Genomic DNA, 13144 nt, shown 5'->3' on the forward strand with positions numbered 1-13144 from the left:
GCAGCAAGTAGGGAGTACTCCCCTCCGCTCATAAGAGCATACCCATTCACCAAGAATAGGTAAAGGGCTAGGCAAAGGAAGTATCAAAACCGCAGGTCAGAGCGGCTTTACCAGGTCTTGATGGAGGTCGGACCGCGCCGGTTCTCAGCGGTCCCAGGAGCGGCGGGCGTCCGCGACCCGGGTGAGCACCTGGTGGAGGATCCGGCTGCCCGGCGGGACGAGCGACGGCTCGTACGTCCACGCGTGCCCGACCCAGGGGTCGGCGAGGTGGTCGTCCGGGGTGGGCGTGAGTCGCATGAGCGAACGCCACAGCGGATCGAGCAACGGCCCGTACGCGGCGGCGTCCTGCCGGTCGGCGACCATCATCAGATGGACCCCCACGGCCGGGCCCTCGTCGGCGAGGTAGCGCAGCTGGGTCACGGCCCGGTCGTCGAAGCCGTGCGGGAAGTCGTTGACGATCAGGAGTTGCTCGGCCGTGTCGAAGCCGGGGGGCAGCGCGTCGGCGGCTCCGCCGCGCACCGCCATCTGCACGAGGTCCACCCGCTGGGTGAGCCGCCCCAGCACGTCCGAGACGCCCGCGGCGCCGGTGGCGGGTGGTCCGGCGAGGACGCCCGGCTGGGTCAGCGGTGCCAACGCGGACGCTCCGGCGCCGGCCGCGTCGATGACATGGACGCTGAACTCCCCCGGCGGGTACACGGCGAGGAGCCGCGCGGCGAGCGCCACGGCGGTGTCCAGGGCGAGGCGGCGCAGTTCGTCGGAGTCGGCGAAGGAGTCGGCGGAGCCGGAACGGCCGCTGTCGATCCACAGACCCCGCTCCAGCGGCAACCGGACCAGCATGGGGATGCGCAGGCCGTCGCTCTCCGGCAGATGCAGATCGCCCAGGCGCAGGGCCATCGGGACCTCCATCGGCACGCGGTAGCCGTGCCACACCGGGTTGTCCCAGCGGGCGTACGCCGTGGGCAGCGCGGGCTCGACGACATCGGACTCGGCCCGGAGCTGGGCCAGATCCCGGTCGAGGGCGGCCCGGGCCTGGTCGACGAGCTGGGCGTGCTTGGCGCGGGCGGCCTCGCGTGCGGCGTCTCCCTGACCGCTGATACGGCTGCGCGGGTCGGACAGGACCCGGTCCAGCTCCTGCTCCATGCGCGACTCGGCGAAGTCGACGGCGCTGCGGTATGCGGCGGCGGTGCGGGCCAGGTCCTCGAACATGCCCCAGACCTGGTTGTAGAGCCGCTCGTCCATGGACCAGCCGGTGGCGTCCCCGGCGACGGGCTGCGCGGGCCGGCCGGGCTCTGCCGGGGGCGCGGTGGGCGCAGGCGGCGGCGGTGCGGTGGTCTGCCGACCGGGGTGGGTGTAGTTGACGGGCCCGCCGGCCATGGGCGCGGTGGTGGGGTGGGGGTCGGTGGACGGGTCGTGCGGCGCGGTGCCGCCGTGCTGTCCGACGGGCTGGGGCGGCGCTCCCTGGGGGGCGGTGCCCGCGGCGTGGGTCTGGTCCGGGCCCGGTGCGGGCGCGGTGGTCTGCCGCGGACGGTCGGCGTCCGGCACCCGGGGCGGGGGCGCGGCCACCGAGCGGGCGAGGCCCCGGGCGACCGCCTCGTGGATGCCCTCCGCGAGCTGCCGGGCTTCGGGCAGGTCCTGGTCGGTGAGCAGTTCCGCGAGGCCGCCCGCGTAGCCCTGGCCGACCGCGCGGACCTTCCAGGCGCCCTGCCTGCGGTAGAGCTCCAGGGCGACGACGGCGGACTCCGTCTGCAGGCCGATGACGGTGTAGGTGGCGACCTCGGTGCCGTCGAGGCCGGTGACCGCGACGAAGGGGGCGGCGACCGCGCCGAAGCGGGCCGGGCCGCCGGTCCCGGTCGGCAGTGCGAGCAGGACGGTCACCCGGTGCACGGACGGCGGCAGGGCGTCGAGGTCCACGGCGAGGCGGTGGTCGGCCGCCGCCTGCTGGGAGACCTCGAGCCCGGGCAGGGTGGGCGCGCCCGGGTGGGCCACCCACTCGACGCCGGGCACTTTGCCGTGCTCGTCGCCGAGGGTGGCCCCGGCGACGATCGGCGTGCCGGCCGAGACGCGGATCTCCAGTCGGGCCTCGGGCAGTGGATGGTTCTGCCCCCGGACCAGCTCGGCCGTCATCGACTTCGTCCCCCTGTGTCGCTTGCTGCGTGCTGCGTCGGGCTGCCTACAGGACCGGCAGGATCGCCGGCATCAGGTCCTGGAAGGTACGGCCGTTGGCCGGCGAGCCGATGGCCGTCATCGTCCAGCCCGCGCCCGTGCGGTGCACCTTGGCCATGATCTGGGCCGTGTACTGGCCGCCGCCCGCGAGGGTGTAGCGGGCCAGCTCCTGGCCGTTGGTCTCGTCCACCAGACGGCAGAACGCGTTCTGCACTTCCTGGAAGGTCTGGCCGGTGAACGAGTTGACGGTGAAGACGATCTGGTCGATGTGGACCGGGACCCGGGCCAGGTCGACGAGGATCGCCTCGTCGTCGCCGCCCGCGCCGACACCGCCCACCAGGTTGTCACCGGTGTGCCGGACGGAGCCGTCGTCGCTCACCAGGTGGCGGAAGAAGACGACGTCGACGGGCTGCTTGTCCGCGAACAGCACGGCGGAGGCGTCGAGGTCGATCTCACGGGTACGGGACCCGAACAGGCCGCGCCGGGGGGCAGCCTGCCAGCCGAGACCCATGCGCACCGCGGTCAGGCTGCCTCCGTCGTTCTTCTGAAGACTGATGGCCTGACCCTTGGTCATGTTGACGGTCACGCGCCGATTCCCCTCTCGAACTGTCCCCTGTTGCCGCTGAGTCCGCGGATGTGTTGCACCTTACGCAGCGGCACTGACATCGCCGCAGCCTGTGTCGCACTTTGTGTCGGTCTTGCAACACAGCGCGCCGCGCCGGGGGACCGCTCTCCCCCCGGCGCCCCTCGGGTCCGTCAGGCCAGACCCGCCTCCTTCATCTGCCGGAGCTCCTTCTTCATCTCGGAGACCTCGTCGCGCAGCCGGGCGGCGATCTCGAACTGCAGGTCGGCGGCGGCCGCGCGCATCCGCTCCGTCATGTCCTCGATCTGCTGGGCGAGGTCGGCCGCCGGGCGGTCGGTCGGGACGGTCTCCTTGGCCTTGCCCTTGGCGGACTTGGCCGCCTTGCCGCCGAGGGACGGCACCGGGGCCTTGGCGCCCTTGCCGTCCTTGCCGCCCTTGCGGTAGCCCGTGCCGAGCAGTTGTTCGGTGTCGACGTCCTCGCGGGCGATCTGCGCGACGATGTCGTTGATCTTCTTGCGCAGCGGCTGCGGGTCGATGCCGTTGGCCTTGTTGTACGCGACCTGCTTCTCCCGGCGGCGGTTGGTCTCGTCGATGGCCTTCTCCATCGCCGGGGTGATCTTGTCGGCGTACATATGGACCTGACCGGACACATTGCGCGCGGCGCGGCCGATGGTCTGGATGAGCGACGTCCCCGAGCGCAGGAAGCCCTCCTTGTCGGCGTCGAGGATCGCGACCAGGGAGACCTCGGGCAGGTCGAGGCCCTCCCGGAGGAGGTTGATGCCGACCAGGACGTCGTACTCGCCGGCGCGCAGCTCGCGCAGCAGCTCGACCCGGCGCAGGGTGTCGACGTCGCTGTGCAGGTAGCGGACCTGGATGCCGAGTTCCAGGAAGTAGTCGGTGAGGTCCTCGGCCATCTTCTTGGTGAGCGTGGTCACGAGGACCCGCTCGTCCTTCTCGGTGCGCTTGCGGATCTCGTGCACCAGGTCGTCGATCTGGCCCTCGGTGGGCTTGACGACCACCTCGGGGTCGACGAGGCCGGTGGGGCGGATGATCTGCTCGACATGGCCGTCGGAGCGGGAGAGCTCGTACTGGCCGGGGGTGGCCGAGAGGTAGACCGTCTGGCCGATGCGCTCCTGGAACTCCTCCCACTTCAGCGGGCGGTTGTCCAGGGCGGACGGCAGCCGGAAGCCGTGGTCGACGAGGGTGCGCTTGCGGGAGGCGTCGCCCTCGTACATCGCGCCGATCTGCGGGACGGTCACATGGGACTCGTCGATGACGAGGAGGAAGTCGTCGGGGAAGTAGTCGAGCAGGGTGTTCGGCGGGGAGCCGGGCTCGCGGCCGTCGAAGTGCATCGAGTAGTTCTCCACGCCGGAGCAGGAGCCGATCTGGCGGAGCATCTCGATGTCGTACGTGGTGCGCATGCGCAGGCGCTGGGCCTCCAGGAGCTTGCCCTGCTTCTCCAGCTCCGCGAGGCGCTCGCCCAGTTCCTTCTCGATGTCGTTGACGGCCCGCTCCATGCGCTCGGGCCCGGCGACGTAGTGGGAGGCGGGGAAGACGTACAGCTGCTGGTCGTCGCTGATGATCTCGCCGGTGAGGGGGTGGAGCGTGGAGAGGGCCTCGATCTCGTCGCCGAACATCTCGATGCGGACCGCGAGCTCCTCGTAGACGGGGAAGATCTCGATGGTGTCGCCCCGGACACGGAAGGTGCCGCGGGTGAACGCCAGGTCGTTGCGGGTGTACTGGATGTCGACGAAGCGGCGCAGCAGCTCGTCCCGGTCGATCTCCTCGCCCACCTTCAGGGGGACCATGCGGTCCACGTACTCCTGGGGCGTACCGAGGCCGTAGATGCAGGAGACGGAGGCGACCACGACGACGTCGCGCCGCGTGAGCAGGGAGTTGGTCGCCGAGTGGCGCAGCCGCTCGACCTCCTCGTTGATCGAGGAGTCCTTCTCGATGTAGGTGTCCGACTGCGGGACGTATGCCTCGGGCTGGTAGTAGTCGTAGTACGAGACGAAGTATTCGACCGCGTTGTTCGGCAGGAGCTCGCGGAACTCGTTGGCCAGCTGGGCGGCCAGCGTCTTGTTCGGCGCCATCACCAGGGTGGGGCGCTGGAGCTTCTCGATCATCCACGCGGTGGTGGCGGACTTGCCGGTGCCGGTCGCGCCGAGCAGGACGACGTCCTTCTCGCCTGCTCCGATGCGCCGGGCCAGCTCGGCGATGGCCGCGGGCTGGTCGCCGCTCGGCTGGTAGGGGCTGACGACCTCGAAGGGCGCCACCGTGCGTTCGATCTTGGAAACGGGCCGCATGAATCCACCGTACGACCCCGCACTGACAACGGGGTCGGGTCAGCGGTTCTGCGGGGTGCGGGAGCGGGGTGCGCCGTGCTCGCGCTCGGCCCGGGAAGGGGGGCGGCCGGCCCGGGCGAGCGGTCGCCGGTCGGTGTGCGCGCAGGCGTGGATGGGGACTCCGGGCCGCCGTTCGGCGGGGGTGCCGTGGAACTTGCCCATGATCATGAACGGGTCGAACATCACCACGACGCCCGCCAGGATCAGGAAGACCAGCGGACCGATCATCAGCGGGGCGAGGAGGGCCGCGGACGACGAGCCGTCGGCCGGGGCGGCGCCGGCCGCGCCGTGCAGATGGACGCTGAGGGCGGCCATGCCCGTGTAGTGCATGCCGCTGACCGCGATGCCCATGACGAGGCTCGCGCCGACGCTCCACAGGAAGCCCCGGACCTGGCCGGCGGCCCACAGGGCGGCGATGGCGGCCACCACGGCGATGACGACGGAGGCGGCCACGGTGACGGTGTTGTACTCGAGTGTGCCGTTGAGGCGCATTCCGGCCATGCCGAGGTAGTGCATGGAGGCGATGCCGAGGCCGGTGATCGTGCCGCCGGTGAAGAGCGCCGCCCCGGTCGCTCCTTTGGAGCCGACCATGAAGATACCGATGCCGACCATGACGATCGCGACGGCGAGACTCGCGAACGTGGTCAGCGGGTCGTAGTGGACCGGGGTCTGCAGGACCTTGAAGCCCATCATGGCGACGAAGTGCATGGTCCATATGCCGGAGCCGATGGCGGCCGAGCCAAGGGCGAGCCACCCGACCCTGAGGCGGCCGTCGACCAGCATCGATCTCGTGGTGCAGCGCAGACCGAGCGCGCCTCCGAGGCAGGCCATGAGATAGGCCACCACCGGTGTGACGAGTCCGTAGCTGAAGCCGTCGACGGTGCCCTGCATCCGCGGCTGCCTTTCCCGCCCTGTCGCGTCCCTGGATTCCCTGTACTGCCCCCGCCCCCGGGACCGCCACGACGGTCAGGGTTGTGGCAGAGAGTATGACCCCCACCGGAATGGTCGAACGACTTTCCGGCAAAGAAACACGGCCTTGCCCCACTTGTGCGGTGCCCGTGTGCGGACTTGGGCAACTCCATTCAATTCATGGCCATCCTGTACCCCCTCTGCCGTTGACTCGCTGCTGTCACTCTTGAGCTGACCGTGACAGATCGACGCGAGGAGTACGCATGCATGTGCGCGCAGTTGCCGCCGCGGCCGCCGCGTTCATGGGGGCAGCCACCGGCCTCCTGCTCCCCACTTCGGCCGCCCGGGCGGCCTCGGACGCCGACACTCCGCTGGTCGTGGCGCATCGCGGGGCTTCCGCCTACGCGCCCGAGAACACCCTGGCCGCCGTCGACAAGGCCGACGAGATGGGCTTCAGCTGGGTCGAGAACGACGTCCAGCGCACCAAGGACGGCAGGCTCGTCGTCGTCCACGACGCGACGCTGGCCCGGACGACCGACGCCGAGCAGGTCTTTCCGGACCGCGCGCCGTGGAACGTACGCGACTTCACCGCCGCCGAGATCGCCCGGCTGGACGCGGGAAGCTGGTTCGACAGCCGCTACGCGGGCGCGCGCGTGCCGACCCTGGAGCAGTACATGAGGCGCTTGTCCCGCAACCACCAGAAGCTGGTCCTGGAGATCAAGAACCCCCAGCTCTACCCCGGCATCGAGCAGCAGACCCTGAAAGTGCTGGCGAACGAGGGCTGGCTGACCTCTCAGCATCTGCTGAACCGGCTGGTAATCCAGAGCTTCAGCCCGGACACGGTGCGGCGGGTGCACGAACTGAGCCCGGGAGTGAAGACCGGCTTCCTCGGCACGCCGGACATCGCCGACCTGCCGGAGTACGCGACCTTCGCCGACCAGATCAACTCCTCCTATACGACCGTCTCGCATGCCTACGTGGCCACGATCCACGCGTTCGAGGGTCCGCACGGCAGGCCGTTGCAGATGCTCACGTGGACCGTCAACGACGCGGAGAACGCGCGCAGGGTGGCGGGGTACGGCGTCGACGGGATCATCACGAACAAGCCGGACGTGGTGGAGGAGGCCACACGGGACTGACCGCTCGCGAACGGGCGGGCGCCCTTGGCACGGGGCGTGCGTCCGGTGGTCCGGCGCCGCCCGGTGCCGCGGCCGGCGCGGCGCACGCCGCGAGCGTTGTCAGTGGTGGGCCGTACGGTGGTCGCATGAACAGCCACGGGCAGTACGAGCATCAGGTCGTGTGGGCCGTCGTGGGCACGGACATCGGTCCGCTGCTGCTGGCCGCGACGGACGACGGCCTGGTGAACGTCGTGTTCCACGCCACGGACCCGGTGCGCGACAAGGCGCTCGACCGGCTCGCGTCCCGGCTGGGCGCCCAGCCGGTCGAGGCGCCCGGTGCCCCGCAGCTGGCCGAGGCGATACGCCAGGTCGACGCGTACTTCGCGGGAGAGCGGCAGGTGTTCGAGCTTCCCCTGGACTGGTCGCTGATCTCCGGCTTCAACCGCCAGGTGCTGCGGGAGCTGGCCTCCGGTGTCCCCTACGGCTCGGTCGTGGGCTACGGCGACCTCGCCCGCCGGGTGGGGCAGCCGGGCGCGGCCCAGGCGGTGGGCATGGCGATGGGGGCGAATCCGCTGCCGGTGGTGGTGCCGTGCCACCGGGTGGTGGAGAGCGACGGCGGCATCGGCGGTTTCGGCGGCGGACTGGAGGCCAAGCGGAAGCTGCTGGCACTGGAAGGCGTGCTGCCCGAGCCGCTGTTCTGAGCGGAACAGCCCCGAGCGGAGGACAGGGCCTAGGCGTAGTGCCGGGCCTCGACGATGTTCCCGTCCGGGTCCCGGAAGTAGAAGCTGCGCCGGGCCGCTCCCCGGGCGCCGAAGGAGTCGTACGAGAGGTCGGAGACGGGGACCTCCTGTTCCTCCAGCCGGGACCGCAGCTCCTCGAAGCGGTCGCCGGGCAGGGCCAGGCACACGTGATTGACGGGATGTCCGGCGCTGTCGGCGGCCCCGGGCAGCATCCTCATGCGTGCCGCGGAGTCCAGCGGCATGAGGTCGAGGATGGTCTCGTCGTTGACGCGTACGGAGGGGAAGGGCACCTTTCCCTCGGAGTACTCGCTGAGGCGTACGGGTTGCAGGCCCACGGCCGTCTCGTAGAAGCCGGCCGCGGCGACGGGCTCCCGGACCCAGAGGACGACGTGGTCGAGACGTGTCGTGTTGTCCGTCATGCTCCCCAGGCTGGTGTCCCGCACCACAGGTCGCAAGGGTTTGACCGGGCGCGTCGGCCGCCAGTGATGAGGGAGGACGACTGACAGGAGGCAAGCGCGTGCTGGTGGTGTCGGAAGAGGTGCGGGAAGCGGTTGACGCCCGTCGTCCCGTGGTGGCGCTGGAGTCCACGATCATCGCGCACGGCCTGCCCCGGCCGCGCAACCTCCAGGTCGCGCTGGAGCTGGAGGACGTCGTGCGCCAGGAGGGCGCCGTGCCGGCGACCATCGCCGTGCTCGACGGGCGGCCGCGCATCGGCCTCGACAAGGAGCAGTTGGAGCGGGTCGCCAACGAGGACGGCATCCGCAAGCTCGGCCACCGGGACCTGCCGCTCGCGGTGGCTTCGGGAGTGAGTGGCGCGACGACCGTGTCGGCGACCGCCCTGCTGGCGTCCCTGGCGGGCGTCCGGGTGTTCGCGACGGGCGGTCTCGGTGGGGTGCACCGGGAGTGGACGACGACGCAGGACGAGTCGGCCGACCTGGGGCTGCTGGCGCGCACCCGGATCACGGTGGTGTGCGCGGGCGTGAAGTCGATCCTGGATGTGCCGGCGACCCTGCAGCGCCTGGAGACACTGGGGGTCGCGGTCGCCGGGTACGGCACGGACCGCTTCCCCGGCTTCTATCTCTCCGACTCCGGGCACCCCGTGGAGTGGACGCTCCGTTCACCCGGCGAGGTCGCCGAGGTCATGCGGGCCCAGGACGCGCTCGACGGGCCGGAGTCGGCGCTGATCGTGGCCAACCCGGTGCCCGAGGAGGAGCAGCTCGATCCCGAACTGCACGCGCGTGTGCTCGCCGAGGCGCTGCGGGCGGCCGAGGCGGAGGGAATCACGGGGCAGGCGGTCACACCGTTCCTGCTGAGCCACCTCGTGCGGCACACGGACGGCGCCTCGCTGAGCGCCAACCTCGCGGCGGTCCGGGGGAACGTACGGCTCGCCGCCCGGATCGCGGCGGCCTGGACCGGAGCGTGACGTGGCGCGGCGCGGCGGTGACGGGCCCGGCGGCGGAATGAGCCCGTCGGGCACCGGCGTGACCGGGACCGCCGGGAGGACGGACGGGGCGCTGCTCGTCGTCGGTGACGTCGTCACGGATGTCGTCGCCCGGCACCGTGGGCCGCTCGCGCCGGGCACCGACACGGCCTCCGCGATCCGGACGCTGCCCGGCGGCGCGGGCGCCAATGTGGCCTGCTGGGCGGCGCATCAGGGCTGTGCGGACGTGCGGCTGCTCGGCCGCGTGGGCACGGACGCGGCGGCGTGGCACGAACGGGAGCTGCGGGCCTCGGGGGTACGCCCCCACCTCGTCGTCGATCCGGAAGCGGCGACGGGGACGGTGATCTGCCTGGTGGACACGGGCGACGCGGCCGAACGCACGTTCCTCACGGACAGCGGGGCCTCACTGCGGCTGGACCCGGACGACTGGTCGCCGGGGCTGCTCGACGGGGTGGCCCGGCTGCATCTGTCGGGCTACCTGTTCTTCTCGGAGCCGAGCCGGGCGCTGGTCGCGGTGGCCCTGGAGGCGGCACGCGCGCGTGGGGTGCCGGTGAGCGTGGACCCGGCTTCGGCGGGGTTCCTGACGGAGCTGGGCGTGGACCGTTTCCTCGCGCTCGTCGAGGGGGTGGACGTGCTGCTGCCCAGCAGGGATGAGGCGTGCCTGCTGACCGGGCTGCCCGATCCGGCCGACGCGGCGGCCAAGTTGAGCCGTCTCGTCCCGCTGGTGGTGGCCAAGCAGGGGGCCGAGGGCGCGCTGATCGCCCGTGGGGGCAGCGTGCGGACCCAGGTTGCCGCGGCCCCCGCCGCACCCCGGGACACAACCGGCGCCGGCGACGCGTTCACCGGGGCGTTCCTCGCCGCGCTGCTCGCGGGCGCGCGACCGGAGGAGGCGGCGGCCCAGGGCTGCGCGGCGGGCGCGCTGGCGGTGGGGAAGGTGGGTGGGAGGCCACCGGTGGGCTGACGGGGCGGCCCGGACTCGTCGTGCCGTTGCCGTTGCCGTTGCCGCCGTAGGGATGCCGCCCCCGTACCGGTTCGTCGTGACGTCGGGTCGGCGCTTACCGTCGGGCGCCACGTCCTACGGCCTCCTCCCCCACGCCGTGACGAGCGGTGTGGCGGCGATGTCCATCCTGCCGGAGGACAGGTTGGCCAGGTGGCGGTCGATCTCCTCGTCCGTGGCGAGGGAGGCGGTGACGAGGGCCGTGCGGAGCCGCTGGATGGTGGTGATCTCCAGTGCGGCGCAGGCGGGCGAGGCGATGGGGAAGTACACATCGGCCTCCACACCGCGCAGTCCGGCCCCGCGCAGCAGCCGCGGGAGCCTGCGGCCGTGCGCCGGGTCCACCCCGCGCCCGTCGAGGAGAGCGCGGACGGCCTGACGGAGGCGGTTGGCCAACTGCTGGTCGGGGCCGGTCTCTTCGAGGCAGGCCAGAGGCTGGAGGGCGGGGTCGGCGTCCTCGATCAGCAGGCGCCCGCCGGGACGCAGCGCCTTGATCATCGACACCACGGCCCGCTCGCGGTCCGGTGCGTGGACGAGGGCCAGCCGGGCGTGGACGAGGTCGAATCCGTCGCCCGGCGGCTGGTCGACGCCCACGTGGTGGACGAGGACCTCCACCGGTGGGCGGGTGACCGAGGGGACCGCCCAGGAGAGGTCGATGCCGGTGGCGATGACCTTGCCCGTGGGTCCGACCCTCTTGGCCAGCCAGGAGACGACCGAGGCCCCGCCGGCGCCCACCTCCCAGCAGCGCCAGCCGGATCCGAGGCCGAAGCCCTCCATGTGCCGGAACGTCGTGCGGTCGAAGAGGGTGGCGAAGGCGTCGGAGTGCTGCCCCGTCGCGCCCTGCCGGTTGTTGAGGAGATGTCCATCGGTTCGCATCATGTCGCGATCATCCCATTTGGCAGACTTTTCACTCTTCGCGACGCTCCAACAGTCCCTCAGGACCGCTCCGGCGGAGGTCCGGGCGACGCCAACCGGCGTCCCGGACCATGAGGACCGAGGGCCCGAGCGGTGCGCCAAGCGAAGCGGAGCGTTCCGTTCCCACAGCCTTCCCCGCAGCTCAAGGACGCCTGGCAAACTGGCGCGACAAGGCACGAAGTGCGGTGCGAGGGGATCCACGCAAGGAGATCCAGATGTCCATGGCAGGGAATCTGCGGAAGGTCACCGGCCTCGACAGGGTGGGCGGCCTGCGCAAGGTGGCACGGCTGGCACGGCGTCGCGCCCGCGTCGACCTCAGCCACCCGGCCCGCTCCCCGCTGGGCACCTCCGTGGTGAACTGCGTGACGTACCACAAGGGCGTCCGGGCCCCCGGCGGACGCGAGGTCGCGGAAGCGCTCAGGCAGGTGCGCAGGGCGGACCACGGCTTCATCTGGCTAGGGCTGCACGAGCCGACGGAGCGGGAGTTCGCCGGCATCGCCGAGCTCTTCGACCTGCACCCGCTGGCCGTGGAGGACGCGGTCGAGGCCCATCAGCGCCCGAAGCTGGAGCGGTACGGCGACACGCTGTTCGCGGTCTTCAAGACCGTCTGCTACGTCGAGCACACGGAACTGACCGCGACCAGCGAGGTGGTGAACACCGGCGAGATCATGGTCTTCGTCGGCCCCGACTTCGTGATCACGGTGCGGCACGGGCGGCACGGCTCGCTCGGCCCGCTGCGCGAGGAGCTGGAGGCGAACCCCGAGCAGCTCGCCAAGGGCCCGGCCGCCGTCCTGCACGCGATCGCCGACCACGTCGTGGACGACTACCTGACGGTCACCGACTCGGTGCAGGCCGACATCGACCAGGTGGAGACGGACGTGTTCGCGGCGAACGGCGCGCGCGTCGACCCCGGCCGGATCTACCAGCTCAAGCGGGAACTGCTCGAACTGAAGCGGGCGGTGGCCCCGCTCGCCCGGCCGCTGCTGGAGCTGACCACACGGCCCATCCGGGTGGTGGAGCCGGAGATACAGGCGTACTTCCGTGATGTCTCCGACCACCTGCTGAGGGCGACCGAGCAGATCGCCGCGTTCGACGAACTGCTCAACTCGATCCTCCAGGCGCACCTGGCGCAGGTCAGCGTCGCGCAGAACGAGGACATGCGGAAGATCACCGCGTGGGCGGCGCTGATCGCCGTGCCCACCATGGTCTGCGGTGTGTACGGCATGAACTTCACGTACATGCCGGAGCTGACCTGGAAATTCGGCTACCCGCTGGTCCTGGGTGTCATAGCCGCCGCCTGCGTCACCCTGTACCGGGGCTTCAAGCGCAACGGCTGGCTCTGACTCCGGGCCCGAAGAGGTGAGGATCGGGCTGTCTCAGCCGGGTGGTCAGCGTGTGGTGGTCCGGGCGTAGACGCTCTCGGCCCAGTCGGCGATCTGATCCTCCGGCAGATGCCGGGCGAGGTCGGCCTCGCTGATCATGCCGACGAGGCGCTTGTTATGGATCACGGGGAGCCGGCGGATCTGGTGCTCCTTCATCTCCTGGAGCACCTCGCTGATGTCGGCGTCGGCGTCGATCCAGCGCGGGGTGCCCTTGGCCAGGTCGCCCGCCGTGACACGGGACGGGTCGTGTCCCATGGCGACACAGCCCACGACGATGTCGCGGTCGGTCAGGATGCCGCAGAGGCGTTCGTTCTCGTCGCTGATGGGAAGCGCCCCGACGTTCAGCTGGCGCATCAGCTGGGCGGCGCGGTCCAGGGTCTCGTGGGCGGGGATCCACTGGGCGCCCCGGTGCATGATGTCTCCGGCGGTGGTCATGCGGTACCTCCTGAAGGCCGGGCGGCCGGCGCGGCGCGGGAGGCGCCGCTGGTCCCGACGCGGCACGGAGGGCGCCGCTGATCCCGGCGCTGTCATTCTCACCGTGCCCGGCGGCGGTC

The 13144-nt window shown here is 71.3% G+C and carries 12 protein-coding genes; 5 read left to right on the forward strand and 7 right to left on the reverse strand.

Features of this window, described 5'->3' with window-relative positions:
- Positions 1-144: 144 nt before the first annotated feature.
- The 4 genes from ACZ4Z2_RS05310 to ACZ4Z2_RS05325 form a co-directional block, all read right to left on the reverse strand.
- Positions 145-2124, reverse strand: coding sequence for a TerD family protein (locus tag ACZ4Z2_RS05310; RefSeq protein ID WP_468072555.1), 1980 nt, complete (start codon positions 2122-2124; stop codon positions 145-147).
- Positions 2125-2170: 46 nt separating this feature from the next.
- Positions 2171-2749 (reverse strand): TerD family protein, encoded by a 579-nt coding sequence (locus ACZ4Z2_RS05315; protein ID WP_468072557.1) that lies wholly within the window; start codon positions 2747-2749, stop codon positions 2171-2173.
- A gap of 170 nt (positions 2750-2919) precedes the next feature.
- Positions 2920-5052: an excinuclease ABC subunit UvrB gene (uvrB, locus tag ACZ4Z2_RS05320; RefSeq protein WP_468072559.1), complete on the reverse strand. Its 2133-nt coding sequence runs from the start codon at positions 5050-5052 to the stop codon at positions 2920-2922.
- Between the two features lie 39 nt (positions 5053-5091).
- Entirely contained in the window at positions 5092-5982 is an 891-nt protein-coding gene (locus ACZ4Z2_RS05325; protein WP_468072561.1) for an MHYT domain-containing protein, read from the reverse strand.
- A 281-nt stretch (positions 5983-6263) separates the two neighbouring features.
- Here ACZ4Z2_RS05325 and ACZ4Z2_RS05330 point away from each other — a divergent pair, with 281 nt between their 5' ends.
- The gene (locus tag ACZ4Z2_RS05330; RefSeq protein ID WP_468072562.1) at positions 6264-7139 is read left to right on the forward strand and encodes a glycerophosphodiester phosphodiesterase; all 876 of its coding nucleotides are present in this window, start codon (positions 6264-6266) and stop codon (positions 7137-7139) included.
- 125 nt (positions 7140-7264) lie between these two features.
- Positions 7265-7819, forward strand: coding sequence for a methylated-DNA--[protein]-cysteine S-methyltransferase (locus ACZ4Z2_RS05335; RefSeq protein ID WP_468072564.1), 555 nt, complete (start codon positions 7265-7267; stop codon positions 7817-7819).
- 29 nt (positions 7820-7848) lie between these two features.
- Here ACZ4Z2_RS05335 and ACZ4Z2_RS05340 read toward each other — a convergent pair whose 3' ends face one another.
- Positions 7849-8277: a VOC family protein gene (locus tag ACZ4Z2_RS05340; RefSeq protein WP_468072566.1), complete on the reverse strand. Its 429-nt coding sequence runs from the start codon at positions 8275-8277 to the stop codon at positions 7849-7851.
- A 98-nt stretch (positions 8278-8375) separates the two neighbouring features.
- Between ACZ4Z2_RS05340 and ACZ4Z2_RS05345 the strand changes: the two genes are divergently transcribed.
- Both ACZ4Z2_RS05345 and ACZ4Z2_RS05350 read left to right on the forward strand, forming a co-directional pair.
- Positions 8376-9281, forward strand: coding sequence for a pseudouridine-5'-phosphate glycosidase (locus ACZ4Z2_RS05345; RefSeq protein WP_468072567.1), 906 nt, complete (start codon positions 8376-8378; stop codon positions 9279-9281).
- 37 nt (positions 9282-9318) lie between these two features.
- Entirely contained in the window at positions 9319-10260 is a 942-nt protein-coding gene (locus ACZ4Z2_RS05350) for a carbohydrate kinase family protein (protein WP_468072886.1), read from the forward strand.
- A 114-nt stretch (positions 10261-10374) separates the two neighbouring features.
- Here the strand turns inward: ACZ4Z2_RS05350 and ACZ4Z2_RS05355 are convergent, their stop codons facing one another.
- Positions 10375-11172 (reverse strand): methyltransferase domain-containing protein, encoded by a 798-nt coding sequence (locus ACZ4Z2_RS05355; RefSeq protein WP_468072569.1) that lies wholly within the window; start codon positions 11170-11172, stop codon positions 10375-10377.
- Between the two features lie 251 nt (positions 11173-11423).
- Here ACZ4Z2_RS05355 and ACZ4Z2_RS05360 point away from each other — a divergent pair, with 251 nt between their 5' ends.
- Entirely contained in the window at positions 11424-12551 is a 1128-nt protein-coding gene (locus ACZ4Z2_RS05360; protein WP_468072571.1) for a magnesium and cobalt transport protein CorA, read from the forward strand.
- Between the two features lie 45 nt (positions 12552-12596).
- Here ACZ4Z2_RS05360 and ACZ4Z2_RS05365 read toward each other — a convergent pair whose 3' ends face one another.
- Positions 12597-13025, reverse strand: coding sequence for a CBS domain-containing protein (locus ACZ4Z2_RS05365; RefSeq protein WP_468072573.1), 429 nt, complete (start codon positions 13023-13025; stop codon positions 12597-12599).
- Positions 13026-13144: the final 119 nt, after the last annotated feature.

The organism is Streptomyces sp. NPDC030183 (genome assembly GCF_055573455.1).